General features: G+C 68.2%; 31 protein-coding genes. 13 read left to right on the top strand and 18 right to left on the bottom strand.

Translation table 11 applies throughout. From position 1 onward, the window contains the following. The first annotated feature begins 87 nt into the window (after window positions 1-87). Window positions 88-1,656 (top strand): SLC13 family permease, encoded by a 1,569-nt coding sequence (locus tag FGL91_RS08675; RefSeq protein WP_153243609.1) that lies wholly within the window; start codon window positions 88-90, stop codon window positions 1,654-1,656. Window positions 1,657-1,672: 16 nt separating this feature from the next. On the opposite strand, the gene FGL91_RS08670 is transcribed toward FGL91_RS08675, so the two are convergent. From FGL91_RS08670 to FGL91_RS08645, 6 genes are all read right to left on the bottom strand, one after another. Further along, a complete protein-coding gene (locus FGL91_RS08670; RefSeq protein ID WP_153243608.1) occupies window positions 1,673-2,308 on the bottom strand; it encodes a DNA-binding response regulator in 636 nt (211 codons plus the stop codon). Window positions 2,309-2,453: 145 nt separating this feature from the next. Continuing rightward, window positions 2,454-3,428 carry a c-type cytochrome biogenesis protein CcsB gene (ccsB, locus tag FGL91_RS08665; protein ID WP_153243607.1) on the bottom strand — a complete coding sequence of 325 codons (975 nt, stop codon included), beginning with the start codon at window positions 3,426-3,428 and terminating at the stop codon, window positions 2,454-2,456. A gap of 4 nt (window positions 3,429-3,432) precedes the next feature. Then, window positions 3,433-5,217: a cytochrome c biogenesis protein ResB gene (resB, locus tag FGL91_RS08660; RefSeq protein ID WP_227991992.1), complete on the bottom strand. Its 1,785-nt coding sequence runs from the start codon at window positions 5,215-5,217 to the stop codon at window positions 3,433-3,435. A gap of 52 nt (window positions 5,218-5,269) precedes the next feature. After that, the gene (locus FGL91_RS08655; protein WP_047520718.1) at window positions 5,270-6,049 is read right to left on the bottom strand and encodes a cytochrome c biogenesis CcdA family protein; all 780 of its coding nucleotides are present in this window, start codon (window positions 6,047-6,049) and stop codon (window positions 5,270-5,272) included. Between the two features lie 16 nt (window positions 6,050-6,065). Next, window positions 6,066-6,716, bottom strand: a complete 651-nt coding sequence (locus tag FGL91_RS08650) for a TlpA family protein disulfide reductase (RefSeq protein ID WP_153243606.1) — start codon at window positions 6,714-6,716, stop codon at window positions 6,066-6,068. A 62-nt stretch (window positions 6,717-6,778) separates the two neighbouring features. After that, entirely contained in the window at window positions 6,779-7,183 is a 405-nt protein-coding gene (locus FGL91_RS08645) for a MerR family transcriptional regulator (protein ID WP_047520711.1), read from the bottom strand. A gap of 54 nt (window positions 7,184-7,237) precedes the next feature. Between FGL91_RS08645 and FGL91_RS08640 the strand changes: the two genes are divergently transcribed. Beyond that, the gene (locus FGL91_RS08640) at window positions 7,238-8,143 is read left to right on the top strand and encodes an NAD(P)/FAD-dependent oxidoreductase (protein ID WP_153243605.1); all 906 of its coding nucleotides are present in this window, start codon (window positions 7,238-7,240) and stop codon (window positions 8,141-8,143) included. Between the two features lie 73 nt (window positions 8,144-8,216). Here FGL91_RS08640 and FGL91_RS08635 read toward each other — a convergent pair whose 3' ends face one another. Both FGL91_RS08635 and FGL91_RS08630 read right to left on the bottom strand, forming a co-directional pair. Beyond that, complete coding sequence (locus FGL91_RS08635; protein WP_047520707.1) at window positions 8,217-8,846, bottom strand: histidine phosphatase family protein; 630 nt, start codon at window positions 8,844-8,846, stop codon at window positions 8,217-8,219. A 1-nt stretch (window position 8,847) separates the two neighbouring features. Beyond that, window positions 8,848-9,222 carry a DUF5684 domain-containing protein gene (locus FGL91_RS08630; RefSeq protein WP_153243604.1) on the bottom strand — a complete coding sequence of 125 codons (375 nt, stop codon included), beginning with the start codon at window positions 9,220-9,222 and terminating at the stop codon, window positions 8,848-8,850. 143 nt (window positions 9,223-9,365) lie between these two features. Here FGL91_RS08630 and aspS point away from each other — a divergent pair, with 143 nt between their 5' ends. Next, window positions 9,366-11,147: an aspartate--tRNA ligase gene (gene aspS / locus FGL91_RS08625; protein WP_153243603.1), complete on the top strand. Its 1,782-nt coding sequence runs from the start codon at window positions 9,366-9,368 to the stop codon at window positions 11,145-11,147. Between the two features lie 76 nt (window positions 11,148-11,223). Here aspS and FGL91_RS08620 read toward each other — a convergent pair whose 3' ends face one another. Next, window positions 11,224-12,051: a sulfite exporter TauE/SafE family protein gene (locus tag FGL91_RS08620; RefSeq protein ID WP_131491767.1), complete on the bottom strand. Its 828-nt coding sequence runs from the start codon at window positions 12,049-12,051 to the stop codon at window positions 11,224-11,226. A gap of 65 nt (window positions 12,052-12,116) precedes the next feature. Between FGL91_RS08620 and FGL91_RS08615 the strand changes: the two genes are divergently transcribed. From FGL91_RS08615 to FGL91_RS08590, 6 genes are all read left to right on the top strand, one after another. Continuing rightward, complete coding sequence (locus tag FGL91_RS08615) at window positions 12,117-12,632, top strand: GNAT family N-acetyltransferase (RefSeq protein WP_153243602.1); 516 nt, start codon at window positions 12,117-12,119, stop codon at window positions 12,630-12,632. Between the two features lie 134 nt (window positions 12,633-12,766). Next, a complete protein-coding gene (locus FGL91_RS08610; RefSeq protein WP_131491765.1) occupies window positions 12,767-13,906 on the top strand; it encodes an ABC transporter substrate-binding protein in 1,140 nt (379 codons plus the stop codon). Then, entirely contained in the window at window positions 13,903-14,841 is a 939-nt protein-coding gene (locus FGL91_RS08605) for an ABC transporter permease (protein ID WP_194239349.1), read from the top strand. Before FGL91_RS08610 ends, FGL91_RS08605 begins: the two co-directional genes overlap by 4 nt. Further along, a complete protein-coding gene (locus FGL91_RS08600) occupies window positions 14,838-15,632 on the top strand; it encodes an ABC transporter permease (RefSeq protein ID WP_153243600.1) in 795 nt (264 codons plus the stop codon). The genes FGL91_RS08605 and FGL91_RS08600 overlap by 4 nt, the downstream gene beginning before the upstream one ends. Further along, window positions 15,629-16,720: an ABC transporter ATP-binding protein gene (locus FGL91_RS08595; RefSeq protein ID WP_153243599.1), complete on the top strand. Its 1,092-nt coding sequence runs from the start codon at window positions 15,629-15,631 to the stop codon at window positions 16,718-16,720. Before FGL91_RS08600 ends, FGL91_RS08595 begins: the two co-directional genes overlap by 4 nt. 88 nt (window positions 16,721-16,808) lie before the next feature. After that, window positions 16,809-16,988 (top strand): YegP family protein, encoded by a 180-nt coding sequence (locus tag FGL91_RS08590; RefSeq protein ID WP_153243598.1) that lies wholly within the window; start codon window positions 16,809-16,811, stop codon window positions 16,986-16,988. Between the two features lie 183 nt (window positions 16,989-17,171). On the opposite strand, the gene FGL91_RS08585 is transcribed toward FGL91_RS08590, so the two are convergent. The 9 genes from FGL91_RS08585 to FGL91_RS08545 form a co-directional block, all read right to left on the bottom strand. Next, window positions 17,172-17,927, bottom strand: coding sequence for an amino acid ABC transporter ATP-binding protein (locus FGL91_RS08585; protein WP_047523409.1), 756 nt, complete (start codon window positions 17,925-17,927; stop codon window positions 17,172-17,174). Further along, on the bottom strand, window positions 17,924-18,721 hold the full coding sequence (locus FGL91_RS08580; RefSeq protein ID WP_131491760.1) for an amino acid ABC transporter permease: 798 nt from the start codon (window positions 18,719-18,721) through the stop codon (window positions 17,924-17,926). The genes FGL91_RS08585 and FGL91_RS08580 overlap by 4 nt, the downstream gene beginning before the upstream one ends. A 34-nt stretch (window positions 18,722-18,755) precedes the next feature. Further along, window positions 18,756-19,574, bottom strand: a complete 819-nt coding sequence (locus FGL91_RS08575; RefSeq protein ID WP_131491759.1) for a basic amino acid ABC transporter substrate-binding protein — start codon at window positions 19,572-19,574, stop codon at window positions 18,756-18,758. 174 nt (window positions 19,575-19,748) lie between these two features. Then, the gene (locus tag FGL91_RS08570; protein ID WP_047520573.1) at window positions 19,749-20,051 is read right to left on the bottom strand and encodes a Dabb family protein; all 303 of its coding nucleotides are present in this window, start codon (window positions 20,049-20,051) and stop codon (window positions 19,749-19,751) included. Further along, on the bottom strand, window positions 20,048-20,344 hold the full coding sequence (locus FGL91_RS08565; RefSeq protein ID WP_153243597.1) for a glutaredoxin family protein: 297 nt from the start codon (window positions 20,342-20,344) through the stop codon (window positions 20,048-20,050). Before FGL91_RS08565 ends, FGL91_RS08570 begins: the two co-directional genes overlap by 4 nt. Beyond that, window positions 20,341-20,643: a rhodanese-like domain-containing protein gene (locus FGL91_RS08560; RefSeq protein ID WP_047520569.1), complete on the bottom strand. Its 303-nt coding sequence runs from the start codon at window positions 20,641-20,643 to the stop codon at window positions 20,341-20,343. The genes FGL91_RS08565 and FGL91_RS08560 overlap by 4 nt, the downstream gene beginning before the upstream one ends. 78 nt (window positions 20,644-20,721) lie before the next feature. Beyond that, window positions 20,722-20,820 carry a 30S ribosomal protein bS22 gene (locus tag FGL91_RS08555; protein WP_003792170.1) on the bottom strand — a complete coding sequence of 33 codons (99 nt, stop codon included), beginning with the start codon at window positions 20,818-20,820 and terminating at the stop codon, window positions 20,722-20,724. A gap of 123 nt (window positions 20,821-20,943) precedes the next feature. Further along, window positions 20,944-21,135 carry a helix-turn-helix domain-containing protein gene (locus FGL91_RS08550; protein ID WP_047520567.1) on the bottom strand — a complete coding sequence of 64 codons (192 nt, stop codon included), beginning with the start codon at window positions 21,133-21,135 and terminating at the stop codon, window positions 20,944-20,946. 348 nt (window positions 21,136-21,483) lie between these two features. Beyond that, window positions 21,484-21,900 (bottom strand): ArsR/SmtB family transcription factor, encoded by a 417-nt coding sequence (locus FGL91_RS08545; protein ID WP_134353029.1) that lies wholly within the window; start codon window positions 21,898-21,900, stop codon window positions 21,484-21,486. Window positions 21,901-22,006: 106 nt separating this feature from the next. Between FGL91_RS08545 and FGL91_RS08540 the strand changes: the two genes are divergently transcribed. From FGL91_RS08540 to FGL91_RS08525, 4 genes are all read left to right on the top strand, one after another. Beyond that, window positions 22,007-23,437, top strand: a complete 1,431-nt coding sequence (locus FGL91_RS08540; RefSeq protein WP_047520583.1) for a TrkH family potassium uptake protein — start codon at window positions 22,007-22,009, stop codon at window positions 23,435-23,437. After that, window positions 23,430-24,101 carry a potassium channel family protein gene (locus FGL91_RS08535; protein ID WP_047520565.1) on the top strand — a complete coding sequence of 224 codons (672 nt, stop codon included), beginning with the start codon at window positions 23,430-23,432 and terminating at the stop codon, window positions 24,099-24,101. Before FGL91_RS08540 ends, FGL91_RS08535 begins: the two co-directional genes overlap by 8 nt. A gap of 78 nt (window positions 24,102-24,179) precedes the next feature. Continuing rightward, the gene (locus tag FGL91_RS08530) at window positions 24,180-24,956 is read left to right on the top strand and encodes an ABC transporter ATP-binding protein (protein WP_153243596.1); all 777 of its coding nucleotides are present in this window, start codon (window positions 24,180-24,182) and stop codon (window positions 24,954-24,956) included. Further along, window positions 24,938-26,530: a hypothetical protein gene (locus tag FGL91_RS08525; RefSeq protein ID WP_153243595.1), complete on the top strand. Its 1,593-nt coding sequence runs from the start codon at window positions 24,938-24,940 to the stop codon at window positions 26,528-26,530. The genes FGL91_RS08530 and FGL91_RS08525 overlap by 19 nt, the downstream gene beginning before the upstream one ends. Window positions 26,531-26,555: the final 25 nt, after the last annotated feature.

Below are 26,555 nucleotides of genomic sequence, written 5' to 3'. Positions count from 1 at the left end.
GATCCTGTCGAGCGAGAAGCTCCCACAAGACCACCCCCTAGAACTAGGGGGGTCGCCGCGATGCGAGCGTCGCCCTATCGTGGGGCCGTGGACCCGATCATCGCGACGTTCGTCATCCTGCTCTGCGCAGTGATCGCGTTCGTCTCGAATCGCATCCCGCTCGGCGTCGTGGCCGTCGGGGTCTCGGTCGCCCTCTACCTGACCGGGGTGCTCGATCTGACCTCCGCCCTCGCCGGGTTCGGCGATCCGACCGTGCTCTTCATCGCCTCCCTGTTCGTGGTGAGCGAGTCTCTGGAGTCGACGGGCATCATCGCCTGGGCCGGACAGGAGGTCGTGGCCCGCTCCGGAACCGCCCGCGCGCGCCTGCTCCTCACGATCGGGCTGCTGGCCGCCGCGATGACCGCGGTCATCAGCGTGAACGGATCGGTGGCCGCGCTCCTGCCCCTGGTCGTGGTCGTCGCGGCGCGCGCCGGGATCCGCCCGTCTCAGATGCTGATGCCGCTCGCGTTCTCCGCGCACGCCGGCTCGATGCTCGCTCTCACCGGCACACCGGTCAACATCATCGTGTCCGAGGTCGCCGCCGACAGCGGTGCCCGCCCGTTCGGGTTCTTTGAGTTCGCCCTCGCCGGGCTTCCGCTTCTGGTGGGGACACTGGCCATCATCCTGCTGCTCGGCAACCGGCTGCTGCCCGAACGGACCCCGGCGTCGGCACCGATCGACCTCGAACGCCTCGCCTCGACGTTGCGATCCGACTACGCGATCTCGCCCGACCGCGCCTTGGTCTCCGCGTCGCGAGGGGTCGCCGAGGTCGTGGTGCCGCCGCGTTCCGTGTTGATCGGCCTGCATGTCTTCCCCGGCATGTGCACGCCATCGGGCGATCTCGTCGTGCTCGGAGTGCGACGAGGGCAGGAGGCGCTCGACGAGTCGGGCACCGACCTGCAGGCGGGAGATGCGCTGCTCCTCGACGGGTCCTGGGACGACCTGCACCGGCACACCTCGAAGCGCGACGAAGTTCTGGTCGTCGATGCGCCGCTCACCCTGCGCCGCTCGGTCCCGCTCGGAGTCGGTGCCAAGCGTACGGCCGTGATCCTGCTCGCGATGATCGTCTTGCTCGCGACCGGCATCGTGCCCGCCGCGATCGCGGGGCTCCTCGCAGCCGGTGCCCTGATCCTGACGAGGGTGGTGTCGATCACCCGGGCGTACCGGGCGATCTCCTGGACGACGGTCATCCTGGTCGCCGGCATGATCCCGCTCTCGACCGCGTTCCAGGAGACCGGCGCCGCGCAGCTCATCGCCGACGGCCTGCGCTCGTTCCTGGGCACGGCCGGCCCGCATGCCGCCGTCGCGGTGATCGTGCTCATCACGCTGGTGCTCGGGCAGCTCATCAGCAACACCGCGACCGTGCTCATCGTGGCCCCGGTGGCGGTCGCTCTCGCCGCCGCGATGGAGGCGTCGGTGCTGCCGTTCCTGATGGCCCTCACGATCGCGGGTGCGGCCTCGTTCCTCACCCCGGTCGCGACGCCGGCGAACCTGATGGTGATGGAACCCGGCGGCTACCGCTTCGGGGACTACGCGCGCTTCGGCTGGCCCCTGATGATCCTGTTCTTCGGCGTCGCCGTCTTCTACGTCCCCCTGATCTGGCCGTTCACGGGCTGACCGCCTCCCGCCGGGATCAGCTGGGCTGCAGGACCAGTCCGTCCTCCACCGCGCGACGGAAGAGGTCGACCTTCGTCGGCGCCGCCCGGTCGACCGCGGCGTACTTCGCGCGGATGCGACGGATGTGATCGAGCACGGTCTCCCGCGACAGGAACAGGGCCTGTGCGACCTGCTCGGCCGTCTCGCCGGAGGCGTACAGCGACAGCACCTCGGACTCACGGGGGCTGAGATGCGCAGCGACGAACCGGCGGTCCGCATCGAGCGCTGCCGCCCATTCGGTCGTCGCCACGACCTGCCCCTGAGCAGCGCGTCGCACCGACGCGGTGATGACCTCGAGCGAGTCCGACTTGGCGATCATCCCCGAGGCACCCGCGCGCACCGCCTCGCGGAGCCGTTGCGACTCGTCCCCCGAGGTGTACGCGAGGATGCTCGCCGCGAGGCACTGGAGCGTCCGGATGTTCTCCGCCGGGGTCGAACCATCGGAGAGGGCGAGGTCGAGCAGGACCACATCGAGTCTCCGTGCACGTCGCGCGACCTCGTTCGCGGTCGCACCGCTGGCTGCGACCCGGATACCGCCGCTGCGGTTGAGGATGGTCACGATCCCGAACAGCATCGCGGGATGATCTTCAACGATTCCGACGAGGACGGGCATGTGGGACTCCTGCCGTGGGCGCGCTCCCTTGCGATGAGCATACAACTGCGCATCGGCGCACCGGAGGGCAAATACTCCGGACGCACGAGACCCGTCCGCGCGGATGCTGCCGCGGACGGGTCTCGGTGTCGTTACGAGAGTCGGGTCAGCTCAGACCGGAGTACGCGTGCAGGCCCTTGAAGAACACGTTCACGATCGTGAAGTTGAAGATCACGGCGGAGAAGCCCACGATCGCCAGCCACGCCGAAGGGTTGCCGCGCCAGCCGCGGGTCGCACGGGCGTGGATGTAGCCGGCATAGAGGACCCAGATCACGAACGTCCAGGTCTCCTTCACGTCGAAGCCCCAGAAACGGCTCCAGGCGTAGTACGCCCAGATCGACCCGGCGATGAGGGTGAAGGTCCAGAGGATGAAGCCGATGATCGTGAACATGTACGCCAGGCTCTCCAGGCGTACCGCGTTGGGGAAGGTCCGAAGGAAGCCGGGACCGGTCTTCGTGGCACCTTCGCCGACGAGTCTCTCACGACGCGACTGCATGAGCTGGATCACCGAGAGCGCGAACGCGAGGGCGAAGAAGGCCGTCGCGAGAGAGGCCACGAACACGTGGATGACGAGCCACACGCTCTTCAGCGGGTCCATCAACGGAGAGACATCGACGTAGAAGTTCGTCGCCCCCAGGCCGAGCAGCACGACGACGAGTCCTGTGATGAAAGTGCCGAGGAACCGCAGGTCGATGCGGGTGAGCACCACGAGGTACACCGCGATGATGAGCAACGTGCCCATCATCGCGAATTCGTACAGGTTCGCCCACGGCACGCGCCCCGCCGCGATGCCGCGGGTGACGGTGGCGGCGAGCTGGAAGAGGAATCCGAGCACCGTCAGCGAGGTGCCGATCCGCGCCATCACGAATCGCTGCGGGGCGGCGACCGCACCGGAGGCCTCGCCGGATGCCGGGACGCTCCCCCCAGAGGCTCCGACGAGCACCTGCTCGCGGACGGTGAGCGCGTCGACCGTCGCCTGCGAGCGCCGCGCGAGATCGAAGGCGTAGGCCACGAAGGCCGCCGCGTAGATCGCGATCGCCGTCCAAAGCAGGACCGGCGAGATCACGTTGAGCTCGAGCATGGTGTCAGTCTACTTTCCGGGTTTCGGGCGCCGGGGTCTCCGGCTCGGCGGACTCGTCCGCGGTGTCATCGATCGGGGAGCGCGCCGTGGTTCCTCCGGCCGCGTCGAGCAGTCGGGTGTGCCCTGCGACGAGGTCGTCCACGGCGGCAGCGAGAGTCGGGTCCTCGCCACGGGCGAGTGCGGCGTACTCCAGAGCGATCTCGCCGTCGCGTGCCGTGGCCTTGACCCACACGCGTCGACGAGGCACGAACAGGGCGATCATGAGACCGCCGAGGGCGAGCAGCGCGAAGCCGAGGACCCAGACGCCGGACTCATCACGGTGGATCTGCAGCGAGGCGAAGCGCTTCACCGACTGCGAGGCGTCCGTCGCACCTGCGGGAGAGTCGTCCTCGAAGGTGACCGAACCGAGGCCGTTCGGCAGCTGCGCGGTCTGTCCGGGGGTGAGTTCGATCGACTCGACGTCCGTGGTGCGGCCGGTGAGCTTGGTCATCCCCGTGGTGTCGAGCACGTAGACCGAGCGCGGCACGCCCTCGTTGATGCCCAAGTCGCCGGTGTACACGTCGAGCGTCAGCGTCGGGTTGGTGAGGTCGCCGTACGCGGAGAAGAACGCACCGGTGTCGAGCACGCCCGTCGTCGGATAGAAGAACCCGACCAGGCCGACCTGCTCGGCGAGTCCGTCCGGCACCTTGAGAACTCCGAGGGAGGTCATGCTGGTGTCCTGCGGGAGGAAGGGCGTGCTGCCCGTGAAGACGACCTTGCCCTCGGGATCACGCACGGTCACGGTCGGCGCGTAGCCGTTGCCGAGCAGGAACACGTCGTCGTCGGCGACCGCGAGCGGCTCGTTCACCTTGACCGCGCCGGTGCGCTCCTCACCGTTCTCCTGCACGGTCACGTTCGCCGAGAAGTCGCCCGCCTGCCCGGAACCCGGCTCGCCGAACGGCTGATACGTCACGTCGAACGAGTCGAGGCGCATCGAGTACGGAGCGAACGCATCGTCGCCCACGAACCGACCGCGGTTCATCGAGTCGTAGTCGAGGAGCGTGTTCGCGAAAGTCTCGCCCTCGACGAGCACGCGCTGACCTGTGTACGAGAACCCGCCGCCGATGCCGACCGTGACGAGCACGCCCACGAGCGCGAGGTGGAACAGGAGGTTGCCGGTCTCACGCCAGTATCCGCGCTCCGCGGAGACCGAGAACGTGCGGCCCCGGTCGTAGCGTTCGACCCGATAGCCGAGTGCCTTGAGCTGTTTCGTCGCGACCTCGATCGATGCGGCGGCCTCGGCATCGGCATCACCGGTCTTCGTCCCGGAGTCCGCAGAGGGGTCTCGCGTCACCGCACGGTAGTCCTCGAGCCGCTGCAGCCGTGCGGGAGTGCGCGGCGGACGTGCGCGCAGCGCCTTCGCGTGGTGCTTGATGCGCGGGATCACACAGCCGACGAGCGAAGCGAACAGCAGCAGGTAGATCGCCGAGAACCACGGCGACAGGTACACGTCGAACATCTTGAGTCCGTCGAGCACCGGGAACAGGTCGGGGTTGTCGCGCTCCCACTGCGTGACGCCGTTCGGGTCGGCCATCCGCTGCGGGAAGATCGAGCCGGGGATCGCCGCGATCGCGAGCACGAGCAGCAGGATGAGAGCCGTGCGCATCGAGGTCAGCTGCCGCCACCCCCACCGCAGCCAACCCACGAACCCGAGCCGCGGCTGGGTGATCGTGTCGTCGCCGTCGACGTGGTCGGACGGGCGGAGCGGGTCGCTGGAGTCGCTGTTCACGGCACCCTTGTTCTCGGTCATGGTGTTCTCTGTGCGGGGGTTCTTCTCGGGGCTGGTGGATTTCGCGGCGCGATCAGAGCGGGAGGATGACACTGCCGATCACCGCCATCAGCCGGGACATGATCTCGGTCCACAGGCCCGTGGCCATCAGGACGCCGAGGACGATCAGCATCACTCCGCCGATGACGTTCACCGTGCGGATGTGACGACGGAGGAAGCCGACCGCCTTCGTCGCCCACCCGAACCCGAGGGCGACGAGGAGGAACGGGATGCCGAGTCCGAGCGAGTAGGCGAGGCCCAGGAAGCCCGCACGCACCGGATCTCCGGCGTTGAAGGAGAGGGCGATGATGGCGGCGAGCGTCGGCCCCATGCACGGAGCCCAGCCGATTCCGAGGGCGATGCCGAGCAGCGGGGCTCCGACGATGCCGGCCCGCGAGTCGACGTGGAAGCGGAACTCCTTCTGCGCGAACCCGAACAGGCCGAGGAACACCAATCCCATCCCGATGATGACCACGCCCAGGATGCGGGTGATCAGGTCACCCCACTGCAGGAGGAAGACACCGACCGTTCCTCCGAGCACCGTGTAGGCGATGAAGACGATCGTGAAGCCGAGGATGAACAGCAGCACGCCCATCACGAGTCGACCGCGGGTCGCCGTCGCCTGGGTCGTCGTCTGCGCCTCCGCACCGGCGACCGTGGAAGACCGGGGCGCGACCGCACCGCCCAGGAACCCGAGGTAACCGGGGACCAGCGGGAGGACACACGGGGACAGGAACGAGACGAGTCCCGCGAGCATCGCGACCGGAATCGCGAGCCAGAGGGCTCCGGAGCCGATGATCGCGTCGGGGTTCACAACGCTCCCGAGGTACTCACGAGTCCTCCGCGAGCGCGTCCTTGACCAGCGTGGAGAGGATCGACGGGCCGTCGATCGGACCGATGATCTTGGCGGCGACACGACCCTGCCTGTCGAGGACGAGTGTGGTGGGTGTGGCCGCGATCGGCACGACCTTGGCGAACGCCAACTTGGCCTCAGCGGTGTCGACGTCGATCAGACTCGGGTAGGTGATGCCGTACTCCTCGGCGAACGCGACGGCGGTGTCGGCCTGATCGCGGGTGTTGATGCCCACGAAAGACACATCCTCGTCGGCGAACTTCTGCCACACGGCCTCCAGGTCGGCGGCTTCGAGGCGGCACGGCGCGCAGCCGGCGTACCAGAAGTTGACCACCGTGACCTGTCCGGCGACGTCTGCGCTGTCGAACTTCTCACCGGTCTCGGTGACACCGCCGAACGTCACGGGTTCGCCACGGTCGGCGGCGGGGATCTCCACGATCGCGCCGTCGGCCGCGACGTAGCCGGTGTTCTCGCCGTTCAGGAACGATTCACTCACCGGATCGGGAGCGCACGCGCTCAGACCGATGGCGAGCACCGCAGCGAGCGCGGCACCGACCGCACGACGCGAGCGCCGGGTGCGGGAGGAGCGGCCGCTGCGGATCAGACGGACCGTCGAATCGCTTGGCACGACTCCGAGTTTACGCAGAGCTTCCTATGCGCGAGATGGAAACGGAGGCGTCTGACGAAGCCTCAGAACCGCGCCAGGACGTCGTCCACACCGGCTCGGAAACGAGGGCACGTGGCGATGTCGTGTGCGCGACACCCCATCGCGTGCTCGGTCATCTCCCGCGATCGGCGCATCTCCTCCATGCGCCGATCGATGTCGTCCAGGTGCTGCTGCAGCACCTGGTGCCTTCCGGCGCTCCCGTCGTCGAGCAGCACCGCGATCTGCTCGAGGCTCATCCCCGCGGCCTTGCTGCGCTGGATCACGGCGATCCGCACGACCTCGTCCTCGCCATATCGTCGCCGCCCGGCGGAGTCGCGGGGAGGGGTGAGCAGCCCGACCGACTCCCAGTGCCGCAACACATTCGTCGGCAGATCGAACCGGGTGGCGACGTCGCCCACGGACCAGGGATGCTCGGCGCTTGACTTCATGTTGACATGAAGTCACAGACTGTGCGGGAAAGCAACCTCCACGGAAGGATTCCCATGTACGACGCCATCGTGATCGGCGCAGGCCCGGCAGGGCTGCAAGCCGCCCTGACCCTCGGCCGGATGCACCGCTCGGCACTGCTGCTGGACTCGGGCGAGTACCGCAACGGCACCGTGCTGCACATGCACAACATCATCGGTGCAGACGGCACTCCCCCTGCCGAGTTCCGAGCGAAGGCCCGAGACGAGCTCTCGGCCTACGCCGACGTGGAGATCCGCGAGGGTGCCGCCACCGGGATCTCCGGATCCGAGGATGCGTTCACCGTGACGCTCGCCGACGGATCGACCGTCGAGGGGCGACGGGTCATCCTGGCCACCGGCGTCGCCGACGATCTGCCCGTCGTCCCCGGGTTGCAGGACCTGTGGGGCACCCTCGCGTTCAGCTGCCCTTTCTGCGACGGTCACGAGCATGCGGGCAGGTCGATCGGCATCCTGGGTGCCGCCCCCCGCGCCGGCCATCTGATCGGGCTGCTCGGGCGCATCGTCGAGGACATCACGGTGTTCCCGATCGCCGAGGCGTTCACGGACGAGGAACGGACCTCCCTCGAGGCGGAGGGAGTGCGGATCAGCGCTGCTCCGGTGGCATCCGTCGAGAGGCACGACGACGGGGTACGGATCATCGCCGGTTCCGAGGAGTCCGTCGTGGCCGGCGTCTCCGTGGCGTCCGGCACGATGCGGCAGCGGGCACCCTTCGCCGCAGATCTCGGCGTGCGGATGCTCGAGTCCGGTGCGATCGAGATCGATGAATTCGGCCGCACCTCGCTCCCCGGGGTCTTCGCCGCGGGCGACCTCGCGCACCGCGCCTCGCTCCCCGGCCCGATGGCGTCGGTCCTGCTGGCGGCCGGCGCCGGTCAGCTCGCAGCCGTCGGCATCATCCAGTCACTTCTGGCTGCCGAGCACTGACCTCGGCTTTCGAATCGCGCAACTGGCCGCATCCGTCGCCGAAAGGGAGCCGGTTGCGCGATTCGAACGGGGGTCAGACGGCTCCGACATCCACGGCGCCGCCGGTCGCGGCCGGCTCGGCGTAGGCGACTTCGCGCCAGACATCACCGACGCGTTCGAACGAGGTGACGCTCGACAGGGCGCAGCGTCGGGTGCGCGGGTCATGACGCAGGGGCAGACCCGCGACGCGGAGGTGCGTGATCCAGATCGGCGCCTGATGGGACACCATCACGACGTCTCCGTCGGCCGCCTCATCCCAGGCTTCATCCATGACGCCGAGCATCCGCTCCGCGATGGAGGAATACGGTTCGCCCCAGCTCGGCAGCGCGGGCTGGCGCAGGTGCCACCAGTTCAGCGGGTTCATGAGGGAACGACGCATCTGCGTGCCCTCGAAGACGTTGGTCGGCTCGATGAGGCGGATGTCGATCTCCGGCACGAGATCGAAGCCCTCGGCGAACGGCTCGGCGGACTCCTGCGCACGCTCCAACGGTGAGGAGTACAGCGCGGAGACCGGCCGACCCGACTCCGCGACGTGCTCGGCAGCAGCCGCCGCCATCCCCCGGCCCGCCGTGCTCAGGTGGTAGTCGGGCAGCCGCCCGTAGAGCACGCGGGCCGGATTGTGCACCTCGCCGTGTCGGACGAGGTGCAACCGGGACGCCGTCATGTCACGCCTTGCTGTAGCGCGAATCCCCGAAGCCGAGGATCAGGTACCCGATGTACGGGAAGAGGACCAGCAGGAAGAACGAGAAGACTCCGCCCTTGTCGAAGCGTGCGCCGAGCTTGAACGCCACGATGATCGCGAGGACCAGGTTCACGATCGGGATCAGGTAGAGCAGCGCGAACCACCCGGACATGCCGGCGATCTTCACCAGGAAAATGAGGTTCACGATCGGGATGATCGCGAGGATCCCGGGGTATCCGGCCTTCGTGAACACCTTCCAGAGTCCGACGGCGACGAGGATGTAGAAGACGAGCGCGATCAGCCCCGTGGTGCCGGAGAAGATCGATGCGTAGAGATCGGAGATGCCGTTGTTGTCCACGGTGCTCCCTTTCTGTGTAAGAGCTGTGTCGTGGCGATCCTACTGATCCGACGGCTCCGGCGCCGCTGACGGGGCCGGAGACGGGCCGACCACCCCCGTAGAATGGGCGCGTTCCCCATTTCCCAGATCAGAAGGAATACTCCGTGCTTCGCACCCACTCGGCAGGCTCTCTGCGAGCCGAGCACATCGGTCAGACCGTCACCCTCACGGGTTGGGTCGATCGCCGTCGTGACCACGGAGGAGTCGCTTTCATCGATCTGCGGGATGCCTCGGGCATCGCCCAGGTCGTCATCCGCGACGAGGAGATCGCGCACCCGCTGCGCAACGAGTTCGTCCTGAAGGTCACCGGGGAGGTGTCGCTGCGCCCCGAGGGCAACGCGAACCCGAACCTGCCGACCGGGGAGATCGAGCTCATCGCGACCGATGTCGAGGTGCTCAACGAGTCCGCTGCGCTGCCCTTCCAGGTGTCGACGGCGCTCGCCGACACCGAGACGGTCGGAGAAGAGGCGCGCCTCAAGTACCGCTACCTCGACCTGCGTCGTCCCGGACAGGCCGCCAACCTGCGCCTGCGTTCCGACGTCTACAAGGCGATCCGCGATGTGCTGCACGCCGAGGACTTCACCGAGGTCGAGACGCCGACCCTCACGCGTTCGACGCCCGAAGGCGCCCGCGACTTCCTGGTGCCCGCGCGACTGAGCCCCGGCAGCTGGTACGCCCTGCCGCAGTCGCCGCAGCTGTTCAAGCAGCTGCTGATGGTCGGCGGTGTCGAGAAGTACTTCCAGATCGCGCGCTGCTACCGCGACGAGGACTTCCGCGCCGACCGCCAGCCCGAGTTCACGCAGCTCGACATCGAGATGAGCTTCGTCGACCAGGAAGACGTCATCGCCCTGATGGAGTCGCTCATCGTCGCGATGTGGGCGACGATCGGCGTCGAGGTCGCGACCCCGCTGCCGCGCATGACGTACGCCGATGCCATGGCGAAGTACGGTTCCGACAAGCCCGACCTGCGCTTCGGCCTCGAACTCGTCGACGCGACCGAGTACTTCGCGGACACCCCGTTCCGCGTCTTCCAGGCCGAGTACGTCGGCGCCGTGCGGATGCCCGGCGGCGCGAGCCAGCCGCGCAAGCAGCTCGACGCGTGGCAGGACTGGGCGAAGCAGCGTGGAGCCCGTGGTCTCGCGTACGTGCTGTTCAACGAGGACGGGACGCTCGGCGGCCCCGCGGCGAAGAACCTGTCCGAGTCGGAACAGGCCGGACTCGCAGAGCTCGTGGGTGCGGAGACCGGCGACTGCGTGTTCTTCGCCGCCGGTTCCACCAAGGAGAGCCGCGCCCTGCTCGGTGCCGCACGCGTCGAGATCGGTCGTCGCCTCGGCTACCTGAGCCCGGACGAGTTCGCCTTCACCTGGGTCGTCGACGCCCCGATGTTCGAGCCCGCCGCAGATGCCGTGGCCTCGGGCGACGTCGCTGTGGGCGCCGGAGCATGGACCGCCGTGCACCACGCGTTCACGGGCCCGAAGCCGGAGTTCGAGGACACCTTCGACACCGACCCCGGTTCTGCTCTCGCCTACGCCTACGACATCGTGTGCAACGGATCCGAGCTCGGCGGCGGGTCGATCCGCATCCACCGCGAAGACGTGCAGAAGCGCGTGTTCGAGGTCATGGGCATCAGCGACGAGCAGGCTGACGAGCAGTTCGGCTTCCTGCTCGACGCGTTCAAGTTCGGCGCCCCGCCGCACGGCGGAATCGCGCTCGGCATGGACCGCGTGCTGCAACACCTCACCAAGACCGAGTCGATCCGCGAAGTCATCGCGTTCCCGAAGTCCGGCAACGGCTTCGACCCGCTGACCGCCGCACCGGCACCGATCACCGCGGCGCAGCGCGCCGAGGCCGGCGTCGACTTCGAGCCGGAGGACGACGAGGACTGACCCCGCCGTCACCGCGACGCGCGCCCGGGCCGTACGAGATCTTCGGATTCGTGCAGCCCGGGCGCTTTCTCGTTGCTCAGCCGAGGAGCGCGAGCGCGGGCACGATGTTCTCGTTCCACACGTCGACACCGAGCTTCGCGATCAGGGCGACCACGACCGCCAGGAACACCACGCGGATGAAGGTCGTGCCGCGGGAGATGGCCATGCGCGAGCCCAGGTAGCTGCCCGCGACGTTCGCCACGGCGAGGATGCCGCCCAGCAACCACAGCACCGCGCCGTGCGGGATGAACAGCATCAGGGCACCCGCATTCGTGGCCAGGTTCACGATCTTCGCTTTGGCGCTCGCCTGCAGGAAGTCGTAGCCGAGCAGCGCGACGAGAGTGATCACGAGGAAGGTACCGGTGCCGGGACCGATCATCCCGTCGTAGAAGCCGATCCCGAGGCCGGCGGCACCCGCCATGATGTGATGCTTGTGCCCGTGGAAACGCAGTTGGGTCGCCGCGCCCATCTGGGGACGGAATGCGGTGAACAGCGCCACCACGAGCAGGGCGATCACGATGATGGGCTTGAACGCGGCGGGCGGAAGCACGGTCGCCACGGCCGCGCCACCGAACGAGCCGACGAAGGCGATCGCCGCCATGGGCAGGGCCGTGCGTATGTCGGGCTTCGCGCGGCGGTAGTAGGTGACGCTACTGGTCGCGGTGCCGAAGACCGAGGCGAGCTTGTTCGTCGCGAGGGCCTGCACCGGCGAGATGCCGGGGATCAGCAGGAGCGCGGGGAGCTGCAGCAGACCTCCCCCACCGACGACCGCGTCGATCCAGCCGGCGCAGAAAGCGGCGATGACGACGAGCAGCAGTATGCCCCACGTGAGTTGCTCCAGTCCGAGCACAGCGCCGATATCCACCTGGCCATGATTCCAGAGAGTCGGCGGTGCTCCGGCATCCGGCCGGGCGCTGGCAGACTGGTGGCATGCTCGATGCCCTCCCGCTGCCGCACTCGTTCGATTCGCGCAGGGGCACCGCGCTCCTGCGCCGGGCGACCGTGGACGACACGGATGCCGTGATCGCTCTCCTCGCCGACGATCCGATCAGCGCCGCGCGCGGTGACGTGGCTTCCGACGAGGACCGTCCCGCGTACACACGGGGGCTCGTCGAGATCCTGACCGAGCCGTCGAACGACCTCCTCGTGATCGAGCTCGACGGCGACGTCGTCGGCACGCTGCAGCTCACCTCGATCCCGGGGATGGCGCGTCGGGGCGCGCGGCGACTGCTCGTCGAGGCAGTGCGCGTGCGGAGCAGTCTGCGCTCGTCGGGCATCGGCTCCACCGTGATGCGCTGGGTGGGAGAGGTCGCTGCCCCCGCCGTGGGCGCAACGATGGTGCAGCTCACCTCCGATGCCGCCCGTACCGACGCGCACCGCTTCTACGAGCGACTGGGCTACGTCGGCTCGCACCGCGGCTTCAAGTACAGCGTCCCGCAGGTCTGAGGCCCGCGGCCCTGTTCGGCCACCCCCTCGCCACCGTCCGTTCACCCGCACCGCGACGGTCGGCAACCTGCGCCTCATAGTGTCCTCTCGCAACCCGAACCCGGCTCACAGCGCCGGACACCGAGAGGACACTCATGGCCCGCATCACCCGCCGCGCGCGCATCGGCGCCGGCATCGCCCTGGCCACCACGGCCGCACTCGCACTCACCGCCTGCTCCGGCGCAGCGGACGCGACCGGTGGAGGCAGCTCCGATGTCGACGCCGCCACCGCGACCTCGGTCACCGACTTCGGCACCTTCGCCGACCTCGAAGCCGCGGCCAAGGCCGAGGGCTCCCTCAACGTCATCGCCCTTCCGCGCGACTGGGCGAACTACGGCGAGATCCTCGATCTGTTCGCCGAGAAGTACCCGGAGATCACGATCAACGAGACCTCGCCCGACGTCTCCAGCGCCGAGGAGATCCAGGCCGCGGAGACCAACAAGGGTCTCGACACCGCCCCGGACGTGTTCGACCTCGGACTGACCGTCGCGCTCCAGAACACCGACGCGTTCGCGCCGTACAAGGTGCAGACCTGGGACGACATCCCCGAGGAGCTGAAGGAGCCCAGCGGCCTCTTCGTCGGCGACTACGGCGGGTACATGTCGATCGGCTACGACTCGTCGAAGTTCGATGCTCCCGCCGAGCTCTCCGACCTGCTCTCGTCCGACTACAAGGGTGCTGTGGCGATCAACGGCGACCCGACGCAGGCCGGTGCCGCCTTCGCCGCCGTGGGCCTGGCGACCGTGCAGTCCGACGGCACGCTCGACGACTTCCAGCCGGGCATCGACTTCTTCTCCGAGCTCCAGCAGGCGGGCAACCTGCTCAAGGTCGACGTCACCACTGCGACCATCGTGAGCGGCGAGACCCCGGTCGTGTTCGACTGGGACTACCTGAACGCCTCGCACTCGGCCGACAATGAGGACTGGAAGGTCGTCGTGCTCGACGGCACGGGCTACGCCGGGTACTACAACCAGGCCATCAACGTCGACGCCCCGCACCCCGCTGCAGCCCGTCTGTGGCAGGAGTTCCTCTACAGCGACGAGGTCCAGAACCTGTGGCTGAAGGGCGGCGCCCGTCCGGTGCGCATGGAGGCCATGACCGACGCGGGCACGATCGACGCCGACCTCGCTGCTGCGCTCCCCGAGGCCCCGGAGACGACCGTGGTCCCGACCGAGGAGCAGTCCACGAACGCCGGCACGCTTCTCGGCGAGAAGTGGGCCGCGGCGGTCCAGTGACGACCCTCACCGCAACGGGGGCGGATGCCACGGCATCCGCCCCCGCTCCCACCGTCGGGTTCTCGCCCCACGCGAGGGCCCGGCGGTCCGCTCCGTCCTTCGCCTGGCTCGGGCTCATCCCCTTCACCGCCTACGTCGTACTGTTCCTCGCCGTTCCCACCGTGCTCGCGGTCGGTTCCGGCTTCTTCACGAAGGACGGCGCGTTCACCTGGTCGAACATCGCGGCCCTCGCCGACCCCGTCGTGTTGAACACGTTCGCGAACTCCGCCGGACTCTCGCTCCTCACCGCCCTGGTCGGCGCCGTCGTCGGTGCGCTCGTCTGCTATGCGCTGCTCGGCATGGACCCCGAGAGCCGCAGCCGTTCCGCCGTGGATGCCGCGGCCGGAGTGCTCGCCCAGTTCGGTGGCGTCATGCTGGCCTTCGCCTTCATCGCGACCATCGGCATCCAGGGCGTCGTCACCGTCTTCCTGAGGGACTCGCTCGGCATCGACATCTTCGCGAACGGCACCTGGCTCTACGAGCTGCCGGGTCTGATCCTCCCCTACTTCTTCTTCCAGATCCCCCTGATGGTCATCACCTTCATGCCCGCCCTCGCTGCCCTCAAGCCACAGTGGGCGGAGGCGAACCTCACCCTCGGCGGCACCCGTGCGAGCTTCTGGATGCGCATCGGCCTCCCCGTACTCGCCCCCTCGTTCCTCGCCAGCCTGCTGCTGCTGTTCGCGAACGCGTTCTCGTCCTATGCCACGGCCGCCGCCCTCGCGAGCCAGGGGGCGCAGATCGTGCCGCTCCAGATCCGTACCGCTCTCACGAGCGAGACCGTGCTCGGGCGGGAGAACCTCGCCGGTGCCCTCGCGCTCGGCATGATCGTGGTGGTCGGCATCGTGATGGGCCTGTACTCCTTCGTGCAGCGACGCGCGGCGAGGTGGCAGTCGTGAACCGGCTCGGTCCGTCCCGCACCACCCGCTGGGCCATCGGCATCGTCGTCGGTGTGTTCTTCGCCGTCCCGCTGGTGTCGACGTTCCTCTTCACGCTGCGCGATCCCGAGGGCGGTCTGTCGTTCGCTCGCTGGATCGCGCTGTTCGATCCCGCGGCCGCCGCCACCCTCAAGCCGATCTGGACGGGACTCGGCAACTCAATGATCCTCGCCGTCGTCACCGTGGCCATCGTGCTGCTCCTGCTGGCACCGACCATGATCCTGGTGAACCTGCGCTTCCCGAGACTCCGGCCGGCGTTCGAGTTCGCGGTGCTCCTCCCGATCTCGATTCCCGCGATCGTGCTGGTCGTCGGTCTCGCGCCGATCTACCTGCATATCGGACGCACGCTCGGCACCGGCACGTGGACGCTGGCCTTCGCCTACGGCATCACCGTGCTGCCGTTCGCCTTCCGCTCGATCCAGGCTTCGATCGATGCCGCCGACCTGCGCACACTCGCCGAGGCCGCACGCTCGCTCGGAGCGAGTTGGCCGGTCGTCGTGCTCAAGGTGCTCGCTCCGAACCTCCGCCAGGGGCTCCTGGCGGCTTCGCTGATCTCGATCGCCGTGGTGCTCGGCGAGTTCACGATCGCCTCCCTCCTCAACCGCCAGGTGTTCCAGACCGCGATGGTCGTGGTGAACAAACAGGATCCGTACGCGCCGGCCATCTTCACCCTGCTCGCGCTGGCGTTCGTGTTCCTCCTGCTCCTCCTGATCGGCCGTGTCGCCCGCGGCCCACGAAAGGCCCGCTCATGACCGTCGACCATGCCCTGCCCCGTACCAAGGACAACCTGCTGCTCGCCCGTGCCGGGGAGGGCACGCGCGTCGAGCTCCAGGGGATCGTGAAGAGCTACGCCGGCACGCGGGTCCTGCACGGTGTGGACCTCGACATCGCACCCGGGGAGTTCGTCTCCCTGCTCGGCCCCTCGGGGTGCGGCAAGACGACGCTGCTCCGAGTGCTCGCAGGCCTCGAAGGAGCCGACGCCGGCGCCGTGCTGCTCGGCGGTGGGGACGTGTCACGCATACCGACGAACAAGCGCGACATCGGCATGGTCTTCCAGTCGTACTCGCTCTTCCCCCACCTGCGGGTCGCCGACAACACCGCCTTCGGACTGCGGCGGCGGGGCATCGGCAGGGCGGAGGCGGAGAAGCGCTCCCTCGACGCGCTCGCGCTGGTCGGTTTGCGTGACTTGGCCGGGAGGTTCCCGCATCAGCTCTCGGGCGGTCAGCAGCAACGGGTGGCCCTCGCGCGAGCGCTGGTGACCGAGCCCAGGGTGCTGCTGCTCGATGAGCCGCTCTCCGCGCTCGACGCGAAGGTGCGGGTGCAGCTGCGCGACGAGATCCGCCGCATCCAGTTGCGCCTCGGGATCACGACCGTCTTCGTCACGCACGACCAGGAGGAGGCGCTCGCCGTCTCCGACCGGATCGCGGTGATGAACGCCGGACGGATCGAACAGATCGGTTCGCCGGAGCAGCTCTACACGCTGCCCTCCACGGCGGGGGTCGCGGCCTTCGTGGGACTCTCGAGCGTCGTCTCGGGCGTGGCGGAGGGCGACCATGTGCTGGTGTGGGGACAGCGCCTCCCCCTGCAGGCGCCGGCGGATGGCCCGGTCGATGTCTATCTTCGGCCGGAGAACGTGTACTTCGCGTCGGAGGCCGACTCCTCGACCGACGCCCTGGTCGAGGAGAGCACCTTCCTGGGAAGCATGCGCCGCACCCTGGTCCGCACCGAGTCGGGCGAGCTCGTGCGCGTGCAGCACGCCCCCGGGATCCATCCTTCGTTCGGCGACCGGGTGCGTATCGCGGTCGCTCCCGAACCCGTCGCCGTGCACCCGCGCGGCTGACCACGCGCTCTTCCCCGGATCCGCGTCGACCGCTAGCGTGAGGCGCGAGGGGGCGGGGTGCCCTCATCCGAGAGAGAAAGGACTCCTCATGGCAGGCAAGTTCGAGCTGTACACCGACAAGTCCGGCGAGCACCGCTTCCGCCTCAAGGCCGGCAACGGCGAGGTCATCGCGATCAGCGAGGGCTACTCATCGAAGTCCGCTGCCCTGAACGGCATCGAGTCTGTCCGGCGGAACGCCCCCGACGCCGAGGTCGTCGAAGTCGACTGACCTCGCGTCCGAGCTCGCGGTCAGCTGAGCTCGCGGTCAGCTGAGCTCGACGCCCCCGTTCAGCGTCGAGACCCCCGGTGGCAGACGTCTGTCACCGGGGGTCTCGACGCGTAGACGGGGTCTCGACGCGAAGACGCGGGGCCGCGCGCAGACGGAGTGCCCACGCGCAGACCGGGTACCGGGTCAGAGCACGCGCGAGAGGAAGTCCTTCGTGCGCGGGTGCTGCGGGTTGCTGAGAACCTCGCGCGGGTCGCCCTCTTCGACGATGTGTCCACCGTCCATGAAGATGAGGCGTGACCCGACCTCGCGCGCGAAGCCCATCTCGTGCGTGACGACGAGCATCGTCATCCCCTCGTCCGCCAGCGAGCGCATGACCTGCAGCACCTCGCCGACCAGTTCGGGGTCCAGCGCCGACGTCGGCTCGTCGAAGAGCATCATGTCGGGGTTCATGCACAGGGCACGCGCGATCGCCACGCGCTGCTGCTGCCCTCCCGACAGGTGTCCTGGGAAGGCATCCGCTTTCTCGGAGAGCCCCACGCGCTCGAGCATCGCGTGTGCGACCTGCTCGGCCTCCTTCTTGGAGCGCTTCTTCACCCGCTGCTGAGCGATGGTGAGGTTGCCGAGCACATCGAGGTGCGGGAACAGGTTGAAGCTCTGGAACACCATGCCGATCCGCGTGCGCACCCGGTCGATGTCGACGTCGGGATCGGTGATGTCGATCCCCTCGATCAGCACCTTGCCGTCAGTCGGTTCCTCGAGCAGGTTCACCGAGCGCAGCAGCGTCGACTTCCCCGAGCCCGAGGGCCCGATCACGCAGACCACCTCGCCCTTGGTGACGGTGAGGTCGATGCCCTTGAGCACCTCGTTGTCGCCGAAGGATTTCACGAGCCCCTGCACGTCGATCGCGGGGGCATGGACATCGATCAGGTCGGTGATCATCGCTGCCTCGCCATCCGTCGTTCCAGCCACGCACTGAAGCGCGTGAGCGGGATCGTCACGATCAGGTACAGGATCGCCGCCATGATCAGCGGCGTTCCGTTCGCGTTCTGCGTGCTCGCGTCGCGGGCGAAGTTCGTGAGCTCCTTCGACCAGATGAAGGATCCTGCCACGAACAGGAGCGAGGTGTCCTTCAACAGCAGGACGAACTCGTTGGTCAGCGGCGGGATGATGATCCGGAAACCCTGGGGCACGACGATCCAGAAGGTCGTCTTCATCGGCGACATGCCCAGCGAACGCGCCGCCTCCGTCTGCCCCTTAGGAACCGCCTGGATACCGGCGCGGATCGTCTCGGCCATGTAGGCCGAAGCGACCAGGATCAGACCGATGAGTCCGAGGACCACCGGTCCGCCGAGCTTCGTCGCCGGCACGCCGAGCCCGATCGGGAGGATGAACGCGATCGCGAAGATCGTGAGGATCGCGGGGAGGCCGCGGAACAACTCGATCCAGCACGTCGCGATCCAGCGGAACGGACCGATTGCGGACAACTTCATCAACGCCAGCACGACGCCGAGCAGCAGACCGCCGACGAAGGCCACCGCGGTGAACCACAGGGTGTTCACGAGTGCCGTGGTGATGATGCCCGGGAGCATCTTCACCGCGACCTCGGGGTTGAAGTAGAGATTCGCGATCCGAGCCCAGTCGGTGCTGACGATCACCCAGACGGCGATCGCGATCAGCACCGCATAGACGGTGTACCGGTACAGCTTGCTTTTCGTGGTGCGCCTCAACGCCATCGTCAAGGTCCTCTCGACCGACTCGCCTGCAGACTCAGTTGGCCGTGAAGTACTGGTCGTAGATCTTCTGGTACTCGCCGCTGTCGCGGAGGTCCGCCAGTGCTCCGTTCACCGCGTCGAGCAGCGCGTCCTTCTCGCCCTTCGCGAAAGCGAAGCCATACGACTCGTCGGTCTCGTAGGTCTCGACGATCTTGTAGTTCGAGTCGGCCTTCTCGTGCTCGAGGTTCACCGGCTGGTCCTGCAGGATGGCCTCGATCTGTCCGGCCTGCATGGCCGGCCACAGCTCACCGTCGGACGGATACTGCACGAGCTCTGCCTCAGGCGCGTTCTCGCCCGCATAGGCTTCGCCGGTCGTCCCCTGCTGCACGCCGACGTTCTTTCCCGCGAGGTCGTCGATGGACTCGATGCCCGAATCCGTGCGCACCAGGAGCGACTGCAGCGAGTCGTAGTAGGGGTCGGAGAAGTCGATGTTGGCCTTGCGCTCGTCGGTGATCGTCATGGCGGATGCCCCGACGTCGCACTGCCCGGCAGCGAGGGTGGTCCCGGACTGGAGCGCGTCGAAGCCCACGTCCTGTACCGAGAGCTCCAGGTCGAGCTGCGCGGCGATCGCGCCGAGCAGGTCGATGTCGAAGCCGGAATAGCCGGTCTCCGAGTTCGGGTCCTCGAACTCGAACGGCGGGTAAGGGATGTCGGAGCAGACGGTGAGCGTACCCGCCTCGATCAAGCCGTAGTCGTCGCCCGCAGCCGGCTCACCACCGCTGCCCGCGTCCGAGGATCCCGTCGCGCAGCCGGCGAGCGCGAGGGTGGCGGTCGCCGCGAGGGCGAGACCGGCGATGAGGTTACGACGAGGCATGTCGGCTCCTGTGAGTCGAGGGCGAATGTGACGCCCGGTGACGGGTAGGAGAACATCTAAACATGCGGTCGGTCGCGTGACCAATGGCATCGGCGTCGCCGCGTATCACGTTTGTGTTGCGAGACCGCCGGGAAGACGGACGAAATCGAGTTCCTCGCAACCCGCGACGGAGTGTCAGACCTCGAAGTCGACGGCGACGCGCGATGCCACGACCGAGCGGATGTACGTGACGACCTCTTCGTGCGCGGGGTGCACCTGGTACTCCTCGATCGCCTCCACCGAGTCGAAGTCCGCGACCAGCGTCACGTCCCAGTTCGCCTCCGGGTACGCCATGTTGGCTCCGGCGGAGATCGAGAGGAGCTGCGGCACCACACCGTCGAGGGCGTTCAGGCGGCGCGCGGCTTCCTTTGCCTGCTCGGCACGCACGGTGGCGTCTTCGGCGGCGAGCTTCCAAGTCACGACATGGCGGATGGTCACAGGGCTTCCTTCGACTCGGACTTCACATCGCTGCGGACGGCTGTCTCCAGCGCTTCCCGCAGACGGTCCGGCGTCACGCGCCAGTGCGCATGCAACTCGCCGTCGATCAACAGGACCGGGATCTTCTCCCACCACAGCTCGTACAGGGCGGGGTCGTCGTTGATCGACGCCTCGACGATCTCGATCTGCTCCGCCGCCGCGTCCGGCAGTTCGGCGATGACGGCGTCGATCACCTCAGAAGCCACCTCGCACAGATGGCAGTCGGGCTTGCGGATCAGGGTCAGCGTGGTCACGCCGACGGCACCTCGACGGCACGTCCCTGCGAGATCCACTCACCGGTGCCACCCTCGACGTTCGTCGCGTCGTACCCGCGGGACTCCAGCGCCTCGACGACCCGCGCCGAACGGCCGCCGGCCTGGCAGATCACGTCGAACGCCTCCGACGGCAACTCCTCGAGCCGGTTGCCGATCTCGGACATCGGGATGTTGACGGCACCGGGCACGTGGCCTGCGGCGAACTCGTCCACCTCCCGGACATCGATGAGCGGGACACCGGAGCGCTCGGCGAGTTCGGTGACGGTGATCGACTTCATGACATCCTCTCGGCGGTGCAGATCTGTGGGCAGAGACACAAAGCGCCCGTCCGAAGACAGGCGCTCGTGTCTGGTCGCTTACTTCTTGTTGCGACGCTGGTGGCGAGTCTTACGAAGCAGCTTGCGGTGCTTCTTCTTCGCCATGCGCTTGCGGCGCTTCTTGATGACAGAACCCACGGAAACCTCACTAAGTCAGGGGCTGGGTGTCCCCGAAATCGGACACCCGGGTACGGGCACGGAAAAATGCCTCGGATCAGTCTAGCAAACCCGACGGCGTGCGCCGTGCGGCCTCGCGTCGACTCACCCGACGTCGGCGATGGGGCGCTGCAGCGCGTCGGCCACGGCCGACTCCGGTACGCGGTAGCTCCGCCCGAAGCGGACGGCTGGCAGTTCCCCGGCGTGCACCAGCCGATACACGGTCATCTTGGACACGCGCATGATTTCGGCGACCTCGGCCACCGTGAGGAATCGGACGTCTGGAACCTCGGGCATCCCACGTACCCCTTTCTCGATGTGCACACTCTATGGGGTAGCTGGGACACCTGTAAACCCGTGTGACTCATGTGATCAGTGGGGCATCGGCGGGATCCACAGCCAGCAACTCGCGCAGGCCTCCGACACCCGCTCCCGCCGTCCAGCCGAGACATAGGCGTCGCTCGCCTTTCGCTCAGCCGCGACTGCCACTGTCAGTGCAGGACTCGCGCCGGCACCGCGCCGAGTCCTCGCGGATCTGGGGATCCGCGGATCGCCCCTGACGTCATGCCCCCGGCCGTCAGGGGCGAGGCGTTTCCGGGCACGCCACACGAGCGGCCACACCGGGACGCGAACCGTCGAAGGGGTTCAGCCGCCGAACCGCTTGAGCGCCGAGGTGACGGCGTGCTTGGCGGATGCCGCGGCGCGCCCGACGACCTCCGCGGCATGTGCCGCACTGTCGGGAAGCGGGCCACCGGGGTAGTCGATGTCCGGGGCCGCGTCGCCGTATGCGTCGACCAGGAACGGAACGAGCCAGTCATCGACGACTTCGAGCGGTTCGACCGCGAGGCTGTAGAACCGGCGCTGTCCGTCTTCGCGCACGGACACCAGTTCGGCATCGCGAAGAACCTTGAGGTGCTTCGAGACGGTGGGCTGGCTGATGCCCAGATCGGCGACGATCTGGCTGACACTCGTGCCGGTCTCCCCTTCGGACATGTGCCGCAGCAGGAGCTGGAGGATGTCGCGCCTCGTACCGTCTGCGATCACGTCGAAGATGTCCGTCATGTGATCAGGGTAGTCGGCTCCGGCACGGAGTACCATGACGGAGGCTCGGCTGACCGGCGCCGTGCGACCGTGGGGCGCGTCCGAGAGAGAAGATGAGGGGGCAGCGATGTCGGGCATCGTTTCGGCGTCGTCCCCAGGACAGGGTCTGTCGGGCATCGCCGGCCGTGCGAGGCAGATCCTCACCTCCTCGCCCTCCCGTTTCGCGATCGTCGTCTTCGCGCTCCTGATCCTCGTGTTCACGGTTCTCCTGTCGCTACCGATCGCGTCCGCCAGCGGCACCGTCACCCCGCTGAGCGACGCCCTCTTCACGGCCATGTCGACGATCTGCGTCACCGGCCTGTCGACCGTGGACATGGCGAACCACTGGTCGCCGTTCGGGCACGTCGTCGTCTTCCTCGGCGTGAACATCGGCGGTATCGGCGTCCTCACCCTCGCGTCCCTCATGGGGATGCTCATCTCGAAGCGCTTGGGGCTGCGGGCCAAACTGCTGGCGGCCGGCGACACGAACCCGCTGCGCGCGCACGGGGGCGTGGTGAACGAGAGCCAGACGGTGCGCCTGGGCGAGGTCGGTCAGCTGCTCACGACCGTCGCGGTATCGGCCCTCATCATCGAGGCCACGCTCGCCGTCCTGCTCTACCCCGCCCTCGTGATGGCGGAGGTCAACCCCATCGCGGCGCTCTGGGAGGCCCCGTACTTCGCGGCCATGGCCTTCACCAACACCGGCTTCGCCCCGAACGACGGCGGTGTGGCCGTGTTCGGCGACGACTACCTCGTGCTCTCTCTCCTCATGGTGGGCGTGTTCCTCGGCAGCATCGGCTTCCCCGTCATCTACTCGCTCGCCAAGCACGTCTGGCACGTCAAGCGCTGGTCACTGCACACGAAGCTCACCCTCGTCACCACCGTGCTCCTGTTCATCCTGGGTGCGGCCGTCTTCGTCGTCCTGGAGTTCGACAACCCGAAGACGTTCGGGTCGATGGATGCCGCGGACACGACGTTCCAGGCCTTCTTCCTCTCGGCGATGACCCGATCCGGCGGCTTCAGCGTGATCGACATGGACGATCTGAACGGCTCCTCCCTCCTCGCGGCCAGCATGCTGATGTTCGTCGGGGGCGGCTCGGCGTCGACGGCGGGCGGCATCAAGGTCACCACCCTGGCCGTCCTCGCGATCGCCGTGTGGTCGGAGGCGAAGGGCCGTCAGTCCGTCGAGGCCTTCGGGCGGCGCATCCCGAGCGACGTGCAACGCGTGGCCCTCAGCGTCGTCGCGTGGGGGGCGACCATCGTCGCGCTGTCGACCATCGTGATCGCCCAGCTCACCAAGGAGGAGATCAGCCACGTCCTGTTCGATGTGATCTCGGCCTTCGGCACCGTCGGGCTGTCGACGGGGCTCACCGCGGATCTGCCCGATTCAGCCTCCTACGTCATGGCCGCGACCATCTTCATGGGGCGCGTTGGTACAGTGACTCTCGCCGCGGCGGTCGCCGCGACATCGCGAACGCAGTACTACTCACTGCCCGTGGAAAGGCCGATCGTTGGTTGAAGTCCTCCGGGGCGACGCTCCCGTCCTCGTCATCGGTCTCGGCCGCTTCGGCGCCGCCTGCGCCGGAGAGCTCGACCGTCTCGACCGCGAGGTGCTCGCGATCGACGACAACCTCGAGCTCGTGCAGAAGTGGTCCGACCGCGTCACGCACACCGTGCAGGCCGACGCGAAGAACATCGATGCGCTCCGCCAGATCGGTGCGCAGGACTTCCAGGTCGCGGTCGTCGCCGTCGGCTCCTCGATCGAGGCGTCCGTGCTGATCACGGCCAACCTCGTCGACCTCAAGGTGCCGCAGATCTGGGCCAAGGCCGTGTCCCAGTCCCACGGCAAGATCCTGGCCCGTGTCGGCGCGAACCACGTCATCTACCCGGAGCGCGAGGCCGGCGAGCGCGTGGCGCACCTGGTGAGCGGACGGATGCTCGACTTCATCCGCTTCGATGACGACTTCGTGCTCGCCAAGATGTACCCGCCGAAGTTCATCCGCGGCGTCGGCCTGAACGAGTCGGGCGTCCGCTCGAAGTACAAGGTCACCGTCGTCGGGGTGAAGAGCCCGGGCAAGCCGTTCCGCTACGCCGAGGCGAACACGATCGTCACCAACCACGACCTCATCATCGTGTCGGGCACCAACAGCGACATCGAGCGTTTCGCTGCACTCGACCGCTGACGGCGGGACCCACCCCGGATCCACGACTCCCCCTCAGGGCGGACGCGCAGACGACCCGTCCGTGGTGGGATGGAGGGCATGACCGACCACACAACGGCCCCACCCGTCCTCGCCCTCCGCGGGCTCCACAAGCAGTTCGGGCCGAAGGTCGCCGTCGACAACCTCTCCCTCGACGTGCCGGCCGGATCGATGCTCGGACTCCTCGGACCGAACGGCGCGGGCAAGACCACGACCCTCGCCATGGCGACCGGACTGTTGCGTCCGGACGCCGGGAACGCGTGGGTGCTCGGTGCGGATGTGTGGCAGAACCCCGCCGAAGCCAAGGCGCGCATGGGCGTGCTCCCCGACGGCATCCGCATGCTCGACCGGCTCTCCGGCGCAGAGCTGCTGCGGTACACGGGCCTGCTGCGGGGCATGCCTGAGGCTGACGTGGCATCGCGCACCGAAGAGCTCCTCGCCGCCCTCGGCCTCACCGATGCGCGTGATCGCCTCGTCGTGGACTACTCGGCGGGCATGCGCAAGAAGATCGGCCTCGCGTGCGCCCTGATCCATGCGCCGCGACTCCTGATCCTGGACGAGCCCCTCGAGGCGGTCGATCCTGTGTCGGGCGAGACGATCCGCCAGATCCTGCGCGCGTTCGTCGACGGCGGCGGCACGGTGGTGCTCTCCAGCCACGTGATGGAGCTCGTCGAGTCGATGTGCGACCGGGTCGCCATCGTCGCGGAGGGTCGTCTGCTCGCGCACGGCACGCTGGATGAGGTGCGCGCCGGTCTCACGCTTCAGCAGCGGTTCCTGGCCCTGGTGGGCGCACACGATCTCGGGACGGAGACACTCGCGTGGTTGCGCTCCTCGTAAGCCTGCGCTGGCGGCAGCTGGGCCACCAGCTCTCGCGCAACCCCTGGATGATCGTGACCCTGGTCCTCACCGGGATGATCGCCCTGGGCATGCTCGCGGGTCTGACGGCAGCACTCGTGGCGCTGCGCTTCGCCGCCCCCGAGGCCGCGGTCACCGTCATGGTCCTCGCCGGCACTGTGCTGGTCGTCGGGTGGTGGGTCGGGTCGATCCTGGTGAGCGGCGATGATTCGCTGGCCCCCGAACGATTCGCTCTGCTCCCCCTCACCGCCGGAGCCCTGCTGCCCGGACTGGTCGTCGCCGGCGCGACGACCATCGGGGGCCTCGGCACGATCACGGCACTGCTGCTCATGCTCCTCGGCTGGTCGATCAGCCTTCCGGCACTGCTCAGCGCTCTGATCCTCGCACCCGTCGCCGTCGTGACGTGTGTGCTGGGCGCCCGTGTGGTGAGCGGGGTCCTCGCCGGGTGGTTGGCCCGCCGTGGCACCCGCGACCTCGTCGTGATCCTGGGGGTGCTGCTCGTCGCCTCCTCCGGCCTGCTGCTCAACCTCGGCATGGGTGCGCTGTTCCGGGTGAACGACATCGGCGGGGCGTTCACGGCCGTCACCGACATCGTCGGCTGGACGCCCATCGGTGCGGTGTTCGGCGTCTCCGCGTCGGTCGCGCAGGGCGATTACCTCTCCGCAGCACTCCGCCTGCTCATCGCCCTGGCGACGGTCATCGCCCTGTGGTTCGCGGCACGGGGGCTGCTCGCCGCACGCCTCGTCGCCCCGATCCAGAACAGCGGCGGAGGACGTGTGCGCTCCGGTGGCCTGCTGGACCGGGTCCTGCCCGCCACTCCGACCGGCGCCATCGCCGCACGCACACTGCGATATTTCCGCCGCGACCCTCGACAGGTCGTGAACGTCGTGATGATGCTGCTCCTGCCCGCGATCTTCATCGGGCTCGCGCTCATGAACGGACTGCAGGACGAGTCCGTCGGATTCGGGCCCGCACTCACGCTGATCCCGACGATCAACGCGCTCCTCACCGGCACCATCATCCAGATGGCGATCGCCTACGACAACGACGCGATCGCCGCCCACATCCTGGGCGGCGTCCGCGGCGCCGCGGATCGGGCGGGACGGCTGCTCGGATTCGGGCTGATCGCCGTGCCCCTGACCCTCGTGCTGTGCGTCGCCACCTGCCTGCTCGCCGGTCGGATGGACCTGCTGCCCGGCAGCCTCGGGTCGGCGCTCGGACTGACGGCGATCTCGGCCGGCGCAGGCGCCTGGGTGGGCAGCTTCCTCCCGGGTCGCGCGCCCGCGCCCGAGGCCAACCCGCTCGGTCGCGGCTCCTCCGGTGGCGTGCAGTCGCTTCTCGCGATGATCATCATCGGACCGATCACGCTGCTCGTCGGCGCACCCGCCCTCGGGTTCGCGATCGCGGGGATCTGGAATCCTGCGCTGGGCTGGGTCAGCCTCGCGTGCGGTGTCGTGCTCGGCGCGCTCGCCCTGTGGGGTGGGACGGTGCTCGGAGGCAGCATCCTCAACCGACGCTGGCCCGAAGTGCTCGCCGAGGTCGCCAGCGAGAGCTAGCGACCTCGTGCACCGATAGGGGGGG

It is taken from the genome of Microbacterium sp. CBA3102, assembly GCF_007954505.1.
GTDB lineage: Bacteria > Actinomycetota > Actinomycetes > Actinomycetales > Microbacteriaceae > Microbacterium > Microbacterium aurugineum.
The sequence above is the reverse complement of the archived record's forward strand: the minus strand, read 5'-3'. Positions and strand labels throughout refer to the sequence as shown.